This window comes from Nocardia sp. NPDC049149, assembly GCF_043197455.1.
GTDB lineage: Bacteria > Actinomycetota > Actinomycetes > Mycobacteriales > Mycobacteriaceae > Nocardia.
Genome location: NZ_JBICTD010000016.1, coordinates 99,761 through 119,058, shown reverse-complemented (window position 1 = coordinate 119,058; position 19,298 = coordinate 99,761). Strand labels below are relative to the sequence as shown.

The 19,298-nt window shown below is 69.3% G+C and carries 17 protein-coding genes; 3 read left to right on the top strand and 14 right to left on the bottom strand.

Translation table 11 applies throughout. From position 1 onward, the window contains the following. Position 1 precedes the first annotated feature (1 nt). The 14 genes from murC to ACGFNJ_RS41170 form a co-directional block, all read right to left on the bottom strand. Positions 2-1,489, bottom strand: a complete 1,488-nt coding sequence (gene murC, locus ACGFNJ_RS41235) for a UDP-N-acetylmuramate--L-alanine ligase (RefSeq protein WP_393461574.1) — start codon at positions 1,487-1,489, stop codon at positions 2-4. Beyond that, complete coding sequence (gene murG / locus ACGFNJ_RS41230; protein ID WP_393461572.1) at positions 1,486-2,625, bottom strand: undecaprenyldiphospho-muramoylpentapeptide beta-N-acetylglucosaminyltransferase; 1,140 nt, start codon at positions 2,623-2,625, stop codon at positions 1,486-1,488. The genes murC and murG overlap by 4 nt, the downstream gene beginning before the upstream one ends. Next, positions 2,622-4,070, bottom strand: coding sequence for a putative lipid II flippase FtsW (ftsW, locus tag ACGFNJ_RS41225; protein WP_393461570.1), 1,449 nt, complete (start codon positions 4,068-4,070; stop codon positions 2,622-2,624). Before ftsW ends, murG begins: the two co-directional genes overlap by 4 nt. Then, positions 4,067-5,506: a UDP-N-acetylmuramoyl-L-alanine--D-glutamate ligase gene (murD, locus tag ACGFNJ_RS41220; RefSeq protein ID WP_393461568.1), complete on the bottom strand. Its 1,440-nt coding sequence runs from the start codon at positions 5,504-5,506 to the stop codon at positions 4,067-4,069. The genes ftsW and murD overlap by 4 nt, the downstream gene beginning before the upstream one ends. Before the next feature lie 49 nt (positions 5,507-5,555). Continuing rightward, positions 5,556-6,632 carry a phospho-N-acetylmuramoyl-pentapeptide-transferase gene (gene mraY, locus ACGFNJ_RS41215; RefSeq protein ID WP_069167368.1) on the bottom strand — a complete coding sequence of 359 codons (1,077 nt, stop codon included), beginning with the start codon at positions 6,630-6,632 and terminating at the stop codon, positions 5,556-5,558. Then, positions 6,629-6,754: a hypothetical protein gene (locus ACGFNJ_RS41210; protein ID WP_393461566.1), complete on the bottom strand. Its 126-nt coding sequence runs from the start codon at positions 6,752-6,754 to the stop codon at positions 6,629-6,631. Before ACGFNJ_RS41210 ends, mraY begins: the two co-directional genes overlap by 4 nt. After that, on the bottom strand, positions 6,751-8,265 hold the full coding sequence (murF, locus tag ACGFNJ_RS41205; RefSeq protein ID WP_393461564.1) for a UDP-N-acetylmuramoyl-tripeptide--D-alanyl-D-alanine ligase: 1,515 nt from the start codon (positions 8,263-8,265) through the stop codon (positions 6,751-6,753). The genes ACGFNJ_RS41210 and murF overlap by 4 nt, the downstream gene beginning before the upstream one ends. Beyond that, positions 8,262-9,854: a UDP-N-acetylmuramoyl-L-alanyl-D-glutamate--2,6-diaminopimelate ligase gene (locus tag ACGFNJ_RS41200; protein ID WP_393461562.1), complete on the bottom strand. Its 1,593-nt coding sequence runs from the start codon at positions 9,852-9,854 to the stop codon at positions 8,262-8,264. The genes murF and ACGFNJ_RS41200 overlap by 4 nt, the downstream gene beginning before the upstream one ends. A 113-nt stretch (positions 9,855-9,967) precedes the next feature. Beyond that, positions 9,968-11,860, bottom strand: a complete 1,893-nt coding sequence (locus ACGFNJ_RS41195) for a peptidoglycan D,D-transpeptidase FtsI family protein (protein WP_393461561.1) — start codon at positions 11,858-11,860, stop codon at positions 9,968-9,970. After that, a complete protein-coding gene (locus tag ACGFNJ_RS41190; RefSeq protein ID WP_393461559.1) occupies positions 11,857-12,687 on the bottom strand; it encodes a hypothetical protein in 831 nt (276 codons plus the stop codon). The genes ACGFNJ_RS41195 and ACGFNJ_RS41190 overlap by 4 nt, the downstream gene beginning before the upstream one ends. A 301-nt stretch (positions 12,688-12,988) precedes the next feature. Beyond that, positions 12,989-13,963, bottom strand: a complete 975-nt coding sequence (gene rsmH / locus ACGFNJ_RS41185) for a 16S rRNA (cytosine(1402)-N(4))-methyltransferase RsmH (protein ID WP_393461557.1) — start codon at positions 13,961-13,963, stop codon at positions 12,989-12,991. 187 nt (positions 13,964-14,150) lie between these two features. After that, positions 14,151-14,582, bottom strand: a complete 432-nt coding sequence (mraZ, locus tag ACGFNJ_RS41180) for a division/cell wall cluster transcriptional repressor MraZ (protein WP_069165071.1) — start codon at positions 14,580-14,582, stop codon at positions 14,151-14,153. 438 nt (positions 14,583-15,020) lie between these two features. Continuing rightward, positions 15,021-15,446, bottom strand: coding sequence for a DUF3040 domain-containing protein (locus ACGFNJ_RS41175; RefSeq protein WP_393461554.1), 426 nt, complete (start codon positions 15,444-15,446; stop codon positions 15,021-15,023). A gap of 124 nt (positions 15,447-15,570) precedes the next feature. Beyond that, positions 15,571-16,011, bottom strand: coding sequence for an SAV_6107 family HEPN domain-containing protein (locus tag ACGFNJ_RS41170; RefSeq protein WP_393461552.1), 441 nt, complete (start codon positions 16,009-16,011; stop codon positions 15,571-15,573). A gap of 173 nt (positions 16,012-16,184) precedes the next feature. Between ACGFNJ_RS41170 and ACGFNJ_RS41165 the strand changes: the two genes are divergently transcribed. The 3 genes from ACGFNJ_RS41165 to ACGFNJ_RS41155 are packed head-to-tail and all read left to right on the top strand — an operon-like array spanning position 16,185 to position 19,229. Further along, entirely contained in the window at positions 16,185-16,796 is a 612-nt protein-coding gene (locus ACGFNJ_RS41165) for a GNAT family N-acetyltransferase (RefSeq protein ID WP_393461550.1), read from the top strand. A 31-nt stretch (positions 16,797-16,827) separates the two neighbouring features. Beyond that, positions 16,828-18,393: a phytoene desaturase family protein gene (locus ACGFNJ_RS41160; protein ID WP_393461548.1), complete on the top strand. Its 1,566-nt coding sequence runs from the start codon at positions 16,828-16,830 to the stop codon at positions 18,391-18,393. Further along, positions 18,390-19,229 carry a carotenoid biosynthesis protein gene (locus ACGFNJ_RS41155; protein ID WP_393461546.1) on the top strand — a complete coding sequence of 280 codons (840 nt, stop codon included), beginning with the start codon at positions 18,390-18,392 and terminating at the stop codon, positions 19,227-19,229. Before ACGFNJ_RS41160 ends, ACGFNJ_RS41155 begins: the two co-directional genes overlap by 4 nt. The last annotated feature ends 69 nt before the right edge of the window (positions 19,230-19,298 follow it).

The window sequence follows — 19,298 nt, the reverse complement described above, 5'->3', positions numbered from 1 at the left end:
GTCAGCGCCCGTACTGGGGCCGCGCCCGCAGGCCGTCGAGGATCTGGCTGCCGAGCATCGTCACATCGCCGGCACCCATGGTGATCACCACGTCGCCGGGCAGCGCGAGCCGCGCGACCTGGCGACCGACCCGGGACATATCCGGCTGGTAATGCACGGGTTTGGTGACCGACTGCGCCACCAGCGCACCGTTCACCCCCGGCAGCGGCTTCTCCCGCGCCCCGTACACATCGAGCACGACGACCTCGTCGGCCAGGCTGAGCGCGGCGCCGAAATCCTTGGCGAAGGTCGCGGTGCGGCTGTACAGGTGCGGTTGGAAGACCACGATCACCCGGCCTTGCCGCGACCGCGCGCCGTCGCGGGCCTCCTGCTGCACCAGCTCAGCGGCGGCGCCGAGCACGGCACGCACCTCGGTCGGATGATGGGCGTAGTCGTCGAAGACCCGAACGCCGTTCTCCCTGCCGTTGAACTGGAACCGGCGGTGCACACCGCCGAAACCCTCCAGGCCCTGGACGATTTCGTCCACGTCGGCACCCGTTGCGCGGGCGGCGAGCAGCGCGGCCATGGCGTTCAACGCCATATGCCTGCCCGGCACCGCGAGCCGCAGCGTGCGCGGCGCCGATTCGTCGGCGAGCTGGAACCCTACGATGCCGCCGACATCGCGCGGTTCCCAGCTGTGCAGCCGAACGCCGACCGGAACCGGCGCGTCGGCGAGCTCACCGGAGCCGTAGCCGAGGACCCGAATGTTCTTCTCGGCCAACCGCGCACCGACCCGCTCGGCCAGCGCGAAGGAACCGGGATCGTCCAGGCAGACCACCAGCAGGCCGCCCTCGACGAGCCGGTCCGCGAAATCGTCGAAGACCTGGACATAGGCCTCGTCGGTGCCGAAGTAGTCGAGGTGATCGGATTCGATGTTGGTGACCACCGCGACGTCCGGCTCGTATTGCAGCAGCGAACCGTCGCTCTCGTCGGCCTCGGCGACGAAGATGTCCCCGGTGCCGTGGTGGGCATTGGTGCCAGCCTCGTTCAGCTCGCCGCCGACCGCGAAGGACGGGTCGAGCCCGCAGTGCTGCAACGACACGATGAGCATCGAGGTGGTCGAGGTCTTGCCGTGCGTGCCCGAGACGAGCAGCGTCCGATGCCCCTGCATCAGCGACGCGAGCACGGCGGGGCGCAGCAGCACCGGAATGTCGCGCCGCTTCGCTTCCACCAGTTCGGGATTGGTCTTCGGGATGGCCGCGTAGGTGGTGACCACCACGGTCGGGCCGCCGGGCAGCAGGTCGAGCGCGCTGGCGTCGTGGCCGATGCGCACCTGCGCGCCCCTGGCCCGCAGCGCGAGCACGCCGCGACTCTCCTTGGCGTCCGACCCGGAGACGGCGCCGCCGCGGGACAGCAGGATGCGGGCGATGCCGGACATGCCCGCACCGCCGATGCCGACCATGTGCACCCGCGCCAGCGAAGGCGGCAGTGACGAGAGTTCGTCGGTCATCCGGCTACCTCCAGGACGATGCGCGCCACCGCGTCGGCGGCGTCGCGGTGCCCGGCACCGCCCGCGGCGCTGCCCATCTCGATCAGCCGTGCGGAGTCCATGAGCAGCGGAATCACCTCATCGATCACGTATTTCGGGGTCAGTTCCGAATCGGGCACGATTCTGCCACCGCCCTGCGCGACGACCGGTCTTGCGTTGAGTTCCTGCTCACCGTTGCCGTGTGCGAGCGGCACATAGAAGGCGGGCAGTCCGACCGCCGACACCTCGGCGACGGTCATCGCACCCGACCGGCAGACCACCGCGTCGGCGGCGGCGTAGGCGAGATCCATCCGGGAAAGATACGGCACCGCCACGTATGGCGTGCCCCCGGTGCCTACCCACCCCGCCGGCTCCGCCGGCTGCTGTCCCCGTGTGGACGCGGCGAGGTCGAGGGTGTTCTTGGGGCCGTGCGCGTGCAGCACCGAAATGCCCGCCGCGGCCAGCTGCGCCGCCGCACCCGACACCGCCTCGTTCAGCGATCGCGCACCCTGCGAGCCGCCGAACACCAGCAGCACCGGCCCTTCGGCGGGTAGCCCGAAATGGGCGCGCGCCTCGGCACGCAACGCGGCGCGGTCCAGCGTGGTGATCGCCGCCCGCACCGGAATGCCGACGACCTGCGCGCCGGCCAGCCCCGAATCCGGAACGGCGGCAAGCACTCGCGCGGCCCGGCGCGCGCCGACCTTGTTCGCGATCCCGGCCTTCGCGTTCGCCTCGTGCACCACCACCGGCACCGCGCGCCGCCGCCGCAACAGGCCAGGCCCGGCGGCCAGATAGGCAGGCAGCGCCACGTAACCACCGAAGCCGACGATCACATCGGCCTCGACCTTGTCGATGACGGCCCTGGTCCGCGCCACCGAGGCACGGACACGGCCGGGCAGCCGCAGCAGATCGGCGGTCGGCTTGCGCGGCAACGGGACCGGTGGGATCAGTTCGAGTGGGTAGCCACGTTCGGGGATCAGGCGAGTCTCCAAGCCGCGTTCGGTGCCGAGCGCGGTCACCCGGATCGAATCGTCGAGTCGCCGCAGCGCATCCGCTACTGCCAGGGCGGGCTCGATATGCCCCGCCGTGCCGCCGCCTGCGACGATTACCGAGATCACCTAGATCTTCCCCGTTCTCTTGCGTGGTTGACCGGATAGCTTGGCTCCCATGCCCTGGTGGCGCGCAGCGAACTGGTGCCGCGGCTCTCGGGCGAACGCCGTCGGCCCGGCTCCTCCTTCGGCCGCCGCGCCGGCGGCAAGGCCTGTCTGCGCTGCGGCGGCGGCTTCTTGGCGCGCTGCGCGGACTTCGCGCGGGCGGCACTGGCCCTGGCGGGCGAGTAGATTTCCGGCTTCGGCAGCCGCAGCAATCTGCTGAACCGGCCGTCCTGTCCGGAGTGTAGCGCCGAAACCGCTTCGGGCTCATGGCGTGCCGCGTTCGCGATGATGCCGAACATGAACAGGGTGATCGCCAGCGACGAACCACCCGCGGACACCAGCGGCAGCTGCAGGCCGGTGACCGGAAGCAGACCGACGACATAGCCGATATTGATCAACGCCTGCACGGTGATCCAGGTGGTCGCGGTCGCGGTGAGCAGGCGAAGGAACGGATCGACCGAGCGGCTGGCGATGCGAAGGCCGGTGTAGACGAACAACGCGAACAGCCCGAGCACCAGTGCGCAGCCGAGGAAGCCGAGTTCCTCGCCGATGATGGCGAAGATGAAGTCGTTGTGCGAGTTGGGCAGATAGCTCCACTTGGCGCGGCTCTGCCCGAGGCCGCGGCCCCAGATGCCGCCGTCGGCCAGCGAGTACAGCGCTTGGCGCGCTTGGTAATTCTTGCCCTGCGGGTCTTCGCCGGGATTGAAGAACGCGCGCATCCGGTCGGATCGGTACCCGGCGGACAAGGCGAGCACGCCCGCCGCGATCATGCCGGACACCGCGATGGTGATGAACAGCCGCAGCGGCAGTCCGCCGAACCAGAGCAGCGCCGCGAGCACGACACCGAGCGCGATGGTGGTGGACAGGTTGGGCTGCAACACCACGAGCAGGCAGACGATCAGACCGGCAGGCACCAGCGGCACCAGAATGTCTTTGAGGCTCGCGTGTTCCGAACGCCGCGACGCAAGCAGGTGGGCACCCCACACCACCAGCGTCACCTTGACGATCTCCGACGGCTGCACCGAGATCGGCCCGATGAACAACCAGCGCCGCGCGCCCTGCACCTCGGAGCCGATGCCGGGAATCAGCACGAGCACCAGCGCGACCACCGACAGCGCGAACAGCGGGAACGACCATTGCCGCAGCCGCTTCAAGGGAATGCGCAGCGCCAGATAGAACAGCACGCAGCCGATCGCGGCGAACAGCGCCTGCTGGATGAACAGCGAATACGCCGATCCCCCATCGGCATACGCCTCGACGCTCGACGCGGAAAGCACCATCACCAGGCCGAGCACGGTGAGCAGCGTGGCGATGGTGACGACCAGATGGAACGACGCGAGCGGCCGCGCCAGCCAGGCCACGAAGCGGGCTCCGGCTCGCGGGTCCGTCCGCCGCGCCGTTTCACTCATAGCTGCCGCCCGACGTCACCGTCTTCCAGTGCGTGCACCGCGGCCACGAAACTGCGGCCCCGATGCGTGTAGTCGGCGAACATGTCCAGGGATGCCGCTGCCGGAGCGAGCAATACGGTGTCGCCACGACTGGCGAACCCGGCCGCGGCGCGGACCGCACGCGCCATGACAGCGTCGGCCTTATCGGTTATCGACGCGTCACCCATCCCAGCATCGTCTCCCGCGATCAGCTCGATGACCGGGACATCGGGCGCGTGTCGCGCCAATGCGGCCGCGAACACCGGCGCGTCGGCACCGATCAGCACCACCGCGACGAGCCGGTCGGCGACCTCTTCGACCAGATCCTCGATCTGCGCGCCCTTCAGCTGGCCGCCTGCCACCCAGACCACCTGCGGGTGCGCCAGGATCGCGGTGCGTGCGGCGTGCGGGTTGGTGGCCTTGGAGTCGTCGATGAAGTCGACGCCTGCCACCTCGCGCACGAACGCGGAGCGGTGCGGGCCGACCTTGTGCTCGATCAGGCCTTCCCGAATGAACTGCGGCGCCACGTCGATGGCCCTGGTCAGTGCGGCCGCGGCGAGCGCGTCGGCGACGCCTGCCGGGCCAGGCGGGCTGATGTCACCGACCTCGGCCAGGATCGCGGCCTTGGTGAACGCGCGATCGAGCAGCTTGCCGTCGACGACGCCGAGCTCGCCGTCGGCGGGCACGCCGATCCGGAAGCCAACGGTGCGACGGGCTTTCGAGCGACGCGCCAGCGAGGCGGCCACCGGATCGTCCAACCCGACCACGCCGACCCTGCCGACCAGCGCCCGCGCCTTCGCGGCGGCATACGCGTCGAGGCCGCCGTGCCAATCCAGGTGATCCTCGGCCACATTGAGCACCACGCCGGCCTCTGGACGCACCGACGGCGCCCAGTGCAGCTGGAACGAGGAGAGCTCGACCGCGAGCACCTGGGGACCGGGGTTGCGCCGCAACGCATCCAGGATCGGCAGGCCGATGTTGCCGCACGCGACGCTGGGGATGCCAGCGGCGCGCAGGATGGCATGCGTCATCTGCGTGGTGGTGGTCTTGCCGTTGGTTCCGGTGATCACCAGCCACTTGCGCACCGGACCGTAGATCCTGGCTTGATCGACCCACCAGGCGAATTCGACGTCGCCCCACACCGGGGTGCCCTCGGCGACCGCCGCGGCGAGCACCGGTGAGTCCGGCCGCCAGCCCGGGCTGGTGATCACCAGCGCGAACCGGCTCCAGTCCGCGGATTCCAGTTCCGCGCAGGTGGCGATGTCCAGGCCGAGTGCGGACGCTTCGGCCAGTGCCGCGGCACCGCCGTCGGTCACCACCGGGCGTGCGCCGATATCGCGGAGCGGCTCGACGAGCGAGCGCCCCGAGACACCCCAGCCCGCGACGAGAACGTCACGGCCACGCAGGAATTCGAGCATGGGCCCTGGTGATCGCAGGGCCCGAGGAGAATGTTCGACCATCGCTAGTTCACCCGACCGCAGAGAGATATTCGCTGTAGAACAAACCGAGCCCGACGGCCGACGCCATCGCGGCCAATAGCCAGAACCTGATGATCACCGTAGTCTCGGCCCACTTGCTGAGCTCGAAGTGATGATGGAACGGCGCCATCTTGAACAGCCGGTTGCGCGTGGTGCGGTACACCGCCACCTGGAGCACGACCGACAGGGTCTCGGCAACGAAGAGCGCACCGATGACGATCATCAGCAGCTCGGTACGTGTGGTGATGGACAAGCCCGCGAGCATGCCGCCGAGCGCGAGCGAGCCGGTGTCACCCATGAAGATCTTGGCGGGCGCGGCATTCCACCACAGGAACCCGACGCACGCCGCCGCGCCTGCGGCACAGACCAACGCCAGGTCGAGCGGGTCGCGCACGTTGTAGCAACCGAGCTCGGGCTTGGTCTCGCAGGCGTGGTAGTACTGCCAGAACGTGATGACCACGTAGCCGCCGAGCACCAGGCTCATCGAGCCTGCCGCCAGACCGTCCAGTCCATCGGTGAGGTTCACCGCGTTGGACCAGGCGACGACCACCAGGCAGACGAAGACCAGGAACACGACGACGCCCATGGTGACCGTGCTGATGTCGCGCACATACGACAGGTGCCTGCTGGCCGGGGTCAGCCCGCTGGCGCCGCGGAACTGCAGGGCGAGCACGCCGAACACGACGGCGGCGGTCAGCTGACCGAGGTACTTGCCCGCGGCCGTCAGGCCGAGATTGCGCTGCTTGCGGATCTTGATGAAGTCGTCGACGAAACCGACACCGCCGAGCGCGGTCGCCAGGCCGAGGACAAGCAGCCCGGACGCCGATGGACCGTCGGCGTTATAGCCGATGCCGATCAGGTGCGAGCCGAGGTAGCCGGCCCACATGCCGACGATGATGGCGACACCACCCATGGTCGGGGTGCCGCGCTTGGCCTGGTGGCTGGCCGGGCCGTCGACCCGGATCTCCTGGCCGAAGCCCTGCTTGGCGAACATCTTGATCAGCAGCGGGGTCAGCAGGATGGACACGGCGAGCGCGATCGCGGCCGCGAACAAAATCTGTCTCACGAGAGCGCCTCGCTGATGCTCGGCTCCGTCGTTCGGCAGCTGGCCGCTGTGTCTTCGGTGCGCTGATGGCGGACGTCGTCGTCCGACCGGTGGTTGGCGATGACCACGGCTCCTTCACTCACCCTGCTGCCTCCGTGCTTTCCTTGCGTCCGCTCGATGGCTCACTACCGGTCAGGTGTTCGGCGACCTCCCAGAGGCCCTCCGACTTCGACGCCTTCACCAGCACCACGTCACCCGGCTCGACTTCGTCGTCGAGCAGCGCGATGGCCGCGGCGATGTCGGGCACAAGGATCGACTCCTCGCCCCATGAGCCTTCCATCACCGCTCCCTGATGCATCGCCCGGGACGGCCTTCCGGTGCCGACGACGATCAGCCGGTGCACGTCGAGCCGGACCGCGAGCCGCCCGATCCGATCGTGTTCGATCACGGATTCTTCCCCTAGTTCGCCCATCTCGCCGAGCACGGCCCAGCTGCGGCGCGGAGTTTCGCCCGCGCGCGCCATGGTGACCAGCGCTTTCAGTGCTGCGCGAACGGAATCCGGGTTGGCGTTGTACGCGTCGTTGACGACGGTCACGCCGCGGCCGGTGGTGCGCACGTCCATGCGGCGGGCCGAAACGGCGCGCGCGCCGGACAGCGCCTGCGCGACGGTGGCGAGGTCGGCGCCGCATTCCATGGCGACGGCGGCGGCGGACAGCGCGTTGCCGACCTGGTGCTCACCGTGCACGGCCAGCTGGATCGGCACGCTGCCCGCCGGGGTGTGCATGGTGAAACCGGCGCGCGCCTGTTCGTCGAGCCGGATGTCGGTGGCGCGCACTGTCGCACTGTCCGAGTGCCCGACCGTCACCACGCGGGCCGACGTCCGCGCCGCCATCGCGGCGACCTGCTGATCGTCGGCGTTGAGCACCGCCAGCCCGGACGACGGAAGCGCTTCCACCAGTTCGCCTTTGGCCTTCGCGATCGCCTCGCGGCTGCCAAACTCACCGAGGTGGGCGGTGCCGACGTTGAGCACGACGCCGATGCGCGGCGGTGTCACCCTGGCCGCCGCCGCGATATGACCGGTGCCGCGCGCCGACATCTCGAGCACCAGGAAACGAGTGTCGGCGTTGGCGCGCAACGCGGTCCACGGGTGGCCGAGCTCGCTGTTGAACGAACCCGGCGGCGCGACCACGGTGCCGAGCGGCGCGAGTACGGCCGCGAGCAGGTCTTTGGTCGAGGTCTTGCCGGACGAGCCGGTTACCCCGATCACGGTGAGAGTGCCTGCCGCGGTGAGACGTTCGACACTGACGCGGGCCAGATCGGCGAGCGCGACCAGCGCGGCGGCGCCGGAGCCGTCCGAATCACCGGCCAGCGCAACCGAACTCGCAGGCAACGAGCCTGGGTTCGGCGCGACCACGATGGCGGGTACGCCGACCGGACGTGCCGCGAGCACCGCGACCGCGCCTGCGTCGATCGCCGCCGTCGCGAAGTCGTGCCCGTCCGAACGTTCGCCGGGCAGCGCAAGGAACAGATCACCGGGACCGATTCGGCGCGAATCGAATTCGACCGAACCGGTGACTCGCACCTCCGGGTCGGGGACGTCGTGCAGCGTGCCGCCGACGACGTCCGCGATCTCCCGCAGTGTCATCTCGATCATGAAACCGTCAAGTCCTCCGCATCCGCGCTGTGCGGACTTCGCTTGTCCAGTGCCGCCGCGAGCACGTCGCGGTCGTCGAAGGGATGCTTCACGCCCTGGATCTCCTGCCCTGCCTCGTGGCCCTTGCCCGCAACCAGTACCACGTCGCCGGACTGTGCCCAATTCACCGCTGCCGCAATGGCTTCAGCGCGATCGCCGACCTCGCGCACCGTACCGCGTTCGGCCTCGGGCACCGCGAGCGCACCCGCACTCATCGCCGCCCTGATCCGTTCCGGGTCTTCGCTGCGCGGGTTGTCGTCGGTGATGATCACCAGGTCGGCGCCGCGCGCCGCCACTTCGCCCATGAGCGGACGCTTGCCGGCATCGCGGTCGCCACCGGCGCCGATCACCACGGCAAGTCGCCCAGGCGCTTCCGGTGTGTCGGCGGCGAGATGTCCACGCAGCGTGGCGATCACCGATTCCAGCGCCGCTGGTTTGTGTGCGTAGTCGACGATGGCGAGGAAGTCCTGGCCCCGCTCCACCCGCTGCATCCGGCCCGGCACGTCGACGGTGGCCAGCGCGGGCGCGGCCACCGCGGCATCGACACCGGCCGCCGCGCACAGCGCGACCGCGAGCAGCCCGTTGGCCACGTTGTAGCGGCCGGGAAGGCGAAGGCGCACCGCGACATCGCCGTCCGGACCGGCCGCGGTGAATTCCTGCTCGCCGCCGTGCGCCCGGATGCCGTCGCGCACCGCCCAGTCACCGGATCCGGTGGTGGACACCGTGATCGGGGCGTCGAGGTCGGCGGCGAGCCGCCGGCCCCATTCGTCGTCGACACAGATCACCGCGGTCCGCGCGGCAATCGGCGAACCCGCCTCGAACAGCCTGCGCTTGGCGCCGAAGTAGTCCTCGAAGTCGGCGTGGAAGTCCAGGTGATCCTGCGACAGGTTGGTGAACCCGCCGACCGCGAAACGCACGCCGTCGACGCGGCCGAGCGCCAGCGCATGGCTGGACACCTCCATCACCACCGCGTCCACGCCCTGCTCGACCATCAGCGCGAACATCGCGTGCAGCTGCGGCGCCTCGGGTGTGGTCAGCGCGCTCGGCACCCGGCGCCCGCCGATCCTGGTCTCGATGGTGCCGATCAGCGCGGTCGACAGGCCGCCCGCGGCCAGCCCCGCCTCGACCAGATAGGAGGTCGTCGTCTTGCCCGAGGTGCCGGTGATGCCGATGATCCGCAGCTGCGCGCAGGGGTTGCCATAGATCGATGCGGACAATTCGCCGAGCACCCCGCGCGGGTTCTCCCGCACCAGCACCGGCACGTCCAGCGCACCGGCGAGTTCGGCGCCCGCCGCATCGGTGAGCACCGCAACGGCGCCCCTGGCGACCGCGTCGGCGGCAAAGCGCGCGCCGTGCGACCGGGCACCGGGCAGCGCCGCGAAGAGATCTCCAGGCAGCACGGCATTGGACCGCTGCTCGATGCCGGTGACCACGACCCCGTCGAGCGATGCCGGTACAGCCGGTTCCGCCTCGATCGCGGCCGCGAGCGCCGTCAACGATGTGGTTGGCACGTGCGCTGGTCGCAACGCATGCGCTTGGCCGGACTGCACAGAAACCAGGCTCCTCTCGGCGGGCGGTGATCGACGTGTCAGGTTACCGGCGACGGATAGCGCCTTCACCACGCGCCTGCGTTTTTCCGCACCACATGCCCGGGAGACACGCCCTAGTCGGTCTGCAGCACGAATCGCCTGGACGGCTCCGGCGACGGCGGGATGCGGTCGCGCTGGAGTGCCCACGAGGCGATGCTGTGGAACAGGGGCGCGGCCGACTGACCGCCGCTGCCGTCGGAGCTGCGGATCGGGTTGTCGAGCATGAGGCCGATCACGTAGCGCGGGTTGTCGGCGGGGACCATGCCCGCGAAGGTGATCCAGAACGAGGACGTCGAGTAGCAGCGGCAGGCCGGGTCGACCTTCTGCGCGGTGCCGGTCTTGCCCGCGACCTGATACCCGTCGATGGCGGCGGGGCCGCCGGTGCCGTTCTGGTTGGCGTTCATCGGATCCCGCTGCACCACCGATTGGAACATGGTGCGCAGCGTCGCCGCGGTCTGTGGGCTCACCACCCGCACCCCCTCGGGCTGTTCCTCTTCGGTGCGGTGACCGTCCGGGCCGATCTTCGACTTGATGATGCGCGGCGGGATGCGCACGCCGTCGTTGGCGATGGCCTGGTACATCCCCGTCATCTGCAGGGTGGTCATCGAAAGGCCTTGGCCGATCGGCAGGTTCGCGAAGGTGCCGCCGGACCACTGATCCCTGGCGGGTACCTGACCAGAGCTCTCGCCGGGCAGGCCGACGCCGGTGCGCTGGCCGAGACCGAAGCGATTAACCATGTCGGCGAAGCGGTCCTCGCCGACCCGCTGGGCGAGGATCAGGGTGCCGACGTTGGACGACCTGCCGAAGATGCCGGTGGTGGTGAACGGCGAAACACCGTGCGGCCAGGCGTCGTTGACGGTCACTCCGGCCATCCGGATATTGCCGGGCACCTGGTGCACCTCGTCGGGCGTCGTCAGGCCGTACTCGATGGCGGCCGAGGCCGTGATGATCTTGTTCACCGATCCCGGCTCGAAGACATTGGACACCGAGGGGTTGTTCATCCCCGCGTTGTCCCAATGTTCCGGTCCCAGTTGCGGATTGAAGGTGTTGTCGTTGGCCATCGAGAGCACCTGGCCGGTCTTGGCGTCGAGCACCACCGCCGAGGCCGCATTGGCGCCGGACATCTCCTTGGCCTGCTGCACCTGCTGTTGCACGAAGTACTGCAGATCCGAGTCGAGGGTCAGCTCGACGCCGTAGCCGTTCACGGCGTCCTGCTTGTCGCGCGAACTGCCGGGGATGACGGCGCCGTCGGAACCGCGGTCATAGGTGCGCGAACCGTCGGTGCCCGCGAGCACCGAGTCCAGCGAGGACTCGAGCCCGATCTGACCGTGGCCGTCCCACCCGGTCGCGCCGATCACGTTGGCCGCCAACGAACCACCGGGATACTCGCGCGGGTGCTGCACCTCCGCGCCGACCTCCGGATACTTGGCCCTGATGTCCGCGGCGATCCGCGGGTCGACATTGCTGGCCAGGTAGACGAACTTCTCATTGCTGCGCAGCTTGGCGAGCAGTTCCGACTCCGACGGCCCCGACTTGCCGAGCTTCTCGGCGATCATCTTGGCGATGTCCTCGAGCCGCTTGTCCGGATCGGGCGCCTTGTCGCTCTTGGCCCGCGCATCGGCGAGCTGCTTGCGGACCGGAACCGGTTGGAAGTTCAGCTTTTTCGCGGCGACGGTGAAGGCGAGCAATTTGCCGTTGCGGTCGGTGATCGGGCCTCTGACCGCATACTCGACATCGGTGTTGGTGCGCTGATCTGCCGCCTGCGCGGACAAACTCGGCGCGTTGATCGTCTGAATCCAGAGCAGTTGCAGCGCAACAACACCGAGCGCGATCAGCATCAGGATCCGGCCTGCGCCGAGCCGCCTGCGTAGCGGCGTGTCCTTCTTGGGTGACGCCGAGCGTGGTCTTGCCGCCTTGGTGGGCCCAGGCCCACGTCGCTGGCGCGGCGCGGGCCTGGTCTGTGTCACCGCTGGCCTCCATCGGGAAGTTGTTGCGGCTGTGGGGTTTCCGAATGCGGCCTGGCGATGTCCTCGGGCGGCGGCTGCGGCGCCTCCGCCTGCGGGACGGCCTCGGCGTGGGGTACCGCGCCCGCCTGCGCCGCGGTGTCCGGCGCGGGCGGCGGTGCGGGCGCGACCGGGGTCGGGCTCGGCACCGGGCTCGCCGGCGCCGCATTCACCTGCGCGTTCGCCGCGGGCGGCGCCGTCGGCGTTGCCGGTGTGGTCGTCACCGGCACCACCCGCTCACCACGGGCCTGGGCATTGTTCGCGGGCGGCGGCACCGGCGCCGACGGCGACACGTTCAGCGGCGGCACCGGAGGGCCCTGTGCCGGAGTGGGTTTGCCGATCACCGTCACGGTGCCGTCCGGCGCGACGACCAGGCGAGCCGGGTCCTTGGCCGGAATCATGCCGAGTTCGCGGGCGCGAGCGGCCAGGGCAGGCGCGGAATCGGCCGCCTCCACCTCCCGCTGCAATGCGTTGCGCTCGTCGAGCAGCTTGCGGTTGACCGCCCGTGCATCGCCGAGCTGGTAGCTGTCCTCCGCGGCGCGGGTGGTCAGCAGCAGCGTGAGCGCGAGGCCGCAGCCGAGCAGCGCGATGATCGCCGTGACGAACCGGATCCGGCCCGCCATCGCCGACACCGGCTGCCTCGGCAGATCAGGTGTGTCCGAACGGCTTTCGGCGCGGGTCCGGCGCCGCGCATAGGCCCGCTGTGCGGCGCCCGACTTCACCCGGTCGGACTCGTGCACCCGGCGCGCGATGCGCCCCGGTGCCGCTACGGTCCGTGTCCGTATGCTCATTTCATTGTCCCCTCGTGAGTCTGCGTGGGGCATCCGGCCTCCCTTGTCCAGGCCCCACACCCGGTCTGCCGGAGACACACTCCTCGTTCGTGTCGCCTCCGGCGTCCTGTGCTGGTGGCGGGACAAGCCCGCCTCCCTTCCGCCGGAAGAGCGCTCGTACGCTCCTGTCTCCAACGGCTGCGTGCGCGCGCGAAAGTTCCCGTCGGCTGGATGAGTGCTGCGCGCGGACGACTCATCCGTTCCGGTGTCATGCCGGAGTTCCCACACCCCGTCGGCCGGGTGAGCACGCCGCAGCGGTGACTCATCCGACCTCCTGGATCCGTTCGGCCGCGCGCATCCGGACCGGTGCGGCGCGGGGGTTCTCCTCGATCTCCTGCTCGGTCGCCTTCTCGGCGCCGCGGGTCAGCAACCGGAATTCCGGTCCCATGCCGGGCAATTCGACCGGAAGGTCGACGGGCGTGCGGGAGGCCGCGCGCGGCGCGAACTCCTGCTTGACCACCTTGTCTTCCAGCGACTGATACGACATCACCACGATCCGGCCGCCGACCCGCAGTGCGTCCAGCGCGGCGGGCAGCGCCGCGCGCAAGGAGTCGAGCTCGCGGTTCACCTCGATCCGCAGCGCCTGGAAGGTGCGCTTGGCCGGATGCCCGCCGGTGCGCCTGGTCGCCGCCGGAATGGTCGCGTAGAGCAGCTCGACCAGCTCGGCGCTGGTCGTGAACGGCCGCTGCTGGCGGCGGCGCAGCACCTCGGATGCGATCTTGCCCGCGAAGCGTTCCTCCCCATAGGTTTTCAGCACCCTGGCCAGATCGCCGTGGCCGTAGGTGTTGAGCACATCGGCGGCGGTGGGGCCGGTGGTCGGGTCCATCCGCATGTCCAGCGGCGCGTCGACGGAGTAGGCGAAGCCGCGGTCGGCCTCGTCGAGCTGCATCGACGACACGCCGAGGTCCATCAGGATGCCCGAGACCGAGCCAGTGCTGGCAAGCCCGGCCTCGGTCAGCGCATCGGCGATGCCGTCATATCGGGTGTGCACCAAGGTGATTCGGTCCGCGAAGGGCGCGAGCCGCGCGCCGGCCAACTCCAGCGCGGCGGTATCGCGATCGAGACCGACGAGCCGGAGACCGGGATAGGTGCGCAGAAAGTGTTCGGCGTGTCCGCCGAGACCCAGTGTCGCATCGAGATATACCGCGCCCGGTTCGGTCAGCGCGGGCCCGAGCAGTGCATCGGCTCGACCAAGCAAAACCGGAACATGGCGGGGGCCGTCCTGTTCGCGGTTCACCTCGACCTCCCGGGATCTGCCTCGCTTCGTCGCGTACCACACGCGGGTCGCTCTGTTCCCACTGCTGAAAACTGTTGCTGGAGACGAATGCCCCGTGGTCTCTGACCGAACCGCGGCACCTGGCGTCGGGGAAGTACGTCAGGGTCCGCGTCCGGGCAGAGGCCACGCGGCACTCGTTCGCTCGGGGCTAGAAGATTCCGCCCAGCGACTCGTCTCTCGCTTGCGAGAAGTCCTCCTCGTGCTCGGCGAGGTAGGTGTCCCACGCCTGCTTGTCCCATATTTCGAGGAAATCGACCGAGCCGATCACCACGCAATCCCGTTGCAGGTTCGCGTACCGACGGTGTTCGGCAGATAACACGATGCGGCCCTGGGCATCCGGACGTTGTTCGTCGGTGCCGGCTGCCAGTGCCCGGACGAATGCGCGTGCCTGCGGATTACTCCGAGATGCCGCCGCGGCCCGCCGAGCGAGTGCGGTGAACTCTTCTCTGGGATACACGGCAAGGCTGTGGTCCTGACCCTTCGTGACCATCAACCCTCCCGCCAGATCGTCTCGAAATTTTGCAGGCAACGTGAGTCGCCCCTTGTCGTCCAGCCGAGGTGTGTAGGTACCGAGAAACAACCCGATACCTCCCTAGTCGATCACCTCGATGGTCGGCCTTTCCGGTAGTGCGCGCTCCACATTACCCCACTTTCCCCCACTTTCAATCGAAACCCGTGGTGATCCGGCTCGCCGCTCAGCCGATTTCGCAGGTCACCCCAGCTATCACCCAGGTGGAGAACTTTTTGCGTGTTCTGCCGACACGCACGGCCCGAAGGACAAACGCCCGGAAACACCCAGCAAACACCCAGGTGTGATCACTTCGAGGTGAGGGTGGGGCGAAGTGGGTGATCACGGTGGGGCGAGGTGGGGAATCTTGGTGGGGGCGGTGGGGGGAAGCGCCACCCACTGACGCGGAGATCACCGGCGACCCGACAGTGTCCACACGTGAGCCAGCGACGCCGCACCGAATCGGTGCGGCGTCGCTGGCTGTGCTGAAGTTGTCAGGCTACGAGCGAGCTACTCCTGCTCGAACCTTCGCCGGAATCGGTCTTCCATCCGCTCGGAGAAACCGCCGGACTTGCGTTGGCGGCCACGGCCACTCGCGCCGCCGCTCGGACCACCGGGCGCGGCGTCGCCGCCGGACCGATCACCCTTCGCGATGCCCTTGGAGCTGCCGACCAGCAGCAGGACGCCCGCGGCGAACATGACGATGAAGCCGATCAAGCTGATGATCGGGAAGCCGCCGGGCTTCACTGGTGCGGCGATGCCGGCGACGAGTAGAAACAGACCGAGGACGAACAAGGCCGCGGCCTGGAGTCTGCGACGACTCGAGGTCGAGCGAAGGCGTCCGCCGCGGACGGACGACGCGAACTTCGGATCCTCAGCATAGAGCGCGCTCTCGATTTGTTCGAGCATGCGCTGCTCGTGCTCGGAGAGTGGCACGGTACCTCCCCCGGCACTAGGCGTGGCTGTCGCCTCCGGGTAGGCGACAGATAGCCGACCTTGGCGGCTATCTGTCACCAATGATACGAGTTCGATCAGGGCCGTACCACCTAGTCGCCCATAACTATGCGGTCATGCCCCCTGTCCACCCCGGGGCCGGGCGCAACCGAGCCGATGCGTTAAGGAGATCTTCGACGTCGTGAAGGAATGCGCCTACCCGCGAATAGAACTCGTCGGCCTCGATATCGTCGATGTCGCGATCCAGTCCGGCCTCCAGCGCCGCCCTGATCTCCGAGCGCGCGCTGAAATAATCAGCCCACATCACGAACTCGGGCGCGGCGCCTTGCAGGAGGACCCACGCGTTGCGGGACCGAGCCCGTGGCGCGGTGTCGGCGCCGGTGAGCGCGATCACCGCCCCGGCCCCGCGCAGCGCCGCGAGATAGGCGGTCCGGAACCGCTCACGCGGGTCTCGCTCGCCCGCGGCCTGCATGAGCAGGCCATCCGCTCGTTTCAGTAGCTTGCCCGCTCGACCGGGTTGTCCGGGATGTTCCATCCGACCAGACATGTCCCCGTCCCTCCATCATCGCGCACCCGGGGCCAACACCGCCTTGGTGTGACCGAACAGGTATTCGAACGTTTGAATTGAGATTGAATATAGAGACGCCCACCGACAAACTTCCGCGCCCGCGCAGTGACGACCCCGTCGCCGCACTCCTGCCCGCCGGACCGACGAGAGCCATGACCGCCGTCAAGCCCAATCACACGCCAGCACCTGTCGTCGTCGACCTCTCCGTCGCGGCACTGCGCTCCCGGCTGCACGACGCACTCGGGGTGTATGTCGCGGCGATGGACTATCCCCGCGGCACCGAACACCACCGCGCGCCCATGTGGACCGAGCACACCACCCGCTCCGGGTGGCAGGCTGTCGCCGCGGTGGCGCCGGACGATTCCGGTCACGTCGATCTACGGTCCTCGCCGATCGTTGCCATCGCCTACGGGTATCACGGCGCACCGCACCAGTGGTGGCACCAGCAGGTGCACAGCGGGATGCGACGGTCCGGCTGGCCGGAACACTCGGCGCGCGAACTGCTTTCGGACTACTTCGAGCTCACCGAGCTGCATGTGCACCCGTCGGCACAGGGCCTCGGCATCGGCGCAACGCTGCTCGAACGGCTGCTGCAGGACCGGCAGGAACGCGCAGTGCTGCTGTCGACGCCGGAGGTCGAGCAGGAAGACAATCGCGCGTGGCGGCTGTACCGGCGGCAGGGATTCGGTGACGTGGTGCGCAATTTCGTGTTCGCGGGCGACAGTAGGCCGTTCGCCATTCTCGGACGGCGGCTGCCGCTGTGAGGACGGTGCGGCGCGCCGGTATGGCGGTCACGTGACGGTCGCGGTGGTCGGCTCCGGCCACAATGCGCTGGTCGCCGCCTGTTATCTCGCGCGGGCCGGGCATCAGGTCGAGGTGCTGGAACGCGACGAGGTGCTCGGCGGCGCGGTGTCGACGGTCGAGCGGTTTCCCGGCCATCTGGTCGATCGCGGTTCGTCCGCGCACCTGATGATCCGGCACACCGGGATCATCGAGGACCTGGCGCTCGGCGACTTCGGGCTGCGGTACATCGATTGCGACCCTTGGGGTTTCACGCCCGGCGTCGCGGGGCGTGCGCCGCTGGTTTTCCACAGGGACCTCGATGCCACCTGTGCATCGATCGCGGCCGCGTGCGGCGAACGGGATGCCGCGGCGTATCGACGATTCGTCGAGGTGTGGGGGCCGCGCAGCGCGCGGGTGATGCGCGCGTTCGGCGGCGGGCCGACGCCGGGGCGGCTGGTGCGTTCGTTCTGGGGGCTTGACGCGAAGAACGGTGGCAGCGCGCTGTCGCGAGAGTTCCTGCAGTCCGGTGACGCGTTGCTGGACACCTATTTTCAGGACGAGCGACTCAAGGCGTCGCTGGCCTGGTTCGGCGCCCAGTCCGGACCGCCGATGTCGGAACCCGGCACCGCGCCGATGGTCGGGTTCGCCGCGCTCATGCACACGCTGCCGCCTGGTCGTGCGGTCGGCGGCAGTGGCGCGTTGAGTGCGGCGCTGGTGCGACGGCTGCAGTCCGACGGCGGCGTGGTGACGGCGGGCGACGCGGTCACCGCACTGCGGCGCGACGGCGACGGCTGGCAGGTGCACACCGCGTCGGGACGAAAGCTGCACGCGGACACTGTGATCGCCGGTGCCCATGTGCTGACCACCCTGGAGCTGTTGCGCGACGGCGGGTTCGACGCTGCGGTACTCGACGACTGGCGGCGGCGCATCCGCGTCGGGCCCGGCATCGGCATGGTGGTGCGAGTAGCCACCAGCGCATTGCCACAGTACGCAGGCAGCTCCGTCGACGAATCCGCGCGCGGTCTGCAGTTTCTCGTGTCGGATCGGCGGCAGCTTCGGCTCGCGCACGGTGCGGCCTCGGCCGGTGAGCTGCCGCCGCGGCCGGTGGTGCTTGCGATGAGTTTCAGTGCGCTCGACCCGAGTATCGCGCCGCCAGGAGAGCACCAGCTGTCGCTGTGGGCGCAATGGCATCCGTACCGGCTGGCCGACGGCAGCGACTGGGCCGGGCACGCCGACGGCGAAGCCGATCGCATCATCGCCGAAGTCGACTCCTGTGCACCGGGTTTCGCCGACTCGGTGCTGCGCAGGCATGTGCAGACCCCGGTCGAGCTGGAACGAGAGCTCGGACTGCTCGGCGGCAATGTGATGCACGTCGAGATGTCGCTGGACCAGATGATGCTGTGGCGACCGCTGCCCGAGCTGGCGGGGCAGCGCGTGCCCGGCGCGCCCGGCCTGTATTTGACCGGCGCGTCGACGCATCCAGGTGGTGGCGTGTCCGGGGCAAGCGGGCGCACCGCCGCCGCCATGGCGCTGCGCGACCTACGGCGTCGTCGGTTCTCGTTGCCGCGCAGGCGATGACATCGATCCCGCGGCACGTTGTCCGCCCGCCCGTGCGCGCCGTGGTGCCGTTCGTCTGCGCCGCGCTGCTGATCCTCGCCCAGATCGCCTACCCACTGACCTCCGGTGCGGCCCGCGACCGCGTCACGGTGCTCGTCGTACTCCTTTCGGCGGGTACGGCATTGGCGCACGCACGCGCGACCCGCGGTGTTCGGTACGCGGTCGGGTTCGCGGTGATCGTCTCCGGCCTCGGCCTGCTCGCCGAGATCGTCGGCACCGCAACGGACATGCCGTTCGGGTGTTACGCGTACGCGGTGGACCGGCTCGGGCCTGCCCTGGGCGGAGTGCCGCTGGTGGTACCGCTGGCGTGGACCGGCGGGCTGTATCCGGTGTGGGTGGTGGCCGGCCTCATCGCCCGGCGGGTGCCGTCGCGGATCGGCTTGCTCGCGGTGGGGGCGGTGGGCTGGGACCTGTTCCTCGATCCGCAGATGGTCGCCGACGGGCAGTGGATCTGGTGCGACACCGACTCCGGACTGCCCGGTCTGCCCGAAATCCCGTACACCAACTATCTCGGCTGGTTCGCGGTGGCACTGCTCATGGGAGCGCTGCTCGCGGTCTGGGAGCGCGCGGCGCCCGATGCGACGACGTCAGTAGGGCTCGACAGAATCGGACCCTTTCCGGCTCGGATCGCCGTGCCGGTGGCTGTATTTCTGTGGACCTGGCTCGGGTCGACCCTCGCGCACGCAGTGTTTCTCGGCCTCCCGTTTTCGGCCTGTTACGGCGGCGTCGGGCTGAGCATCCTGGGCATTCCGCTGCTGCGCGGGCTCGTCGCGGGCACGGCTCGACAGGATGGGTAGCGACATCGCGACCCGCGTTCCGCCCGTCGCGTGGGCACTACGAGGGATGGCCTGGCACGATGTCTGCGT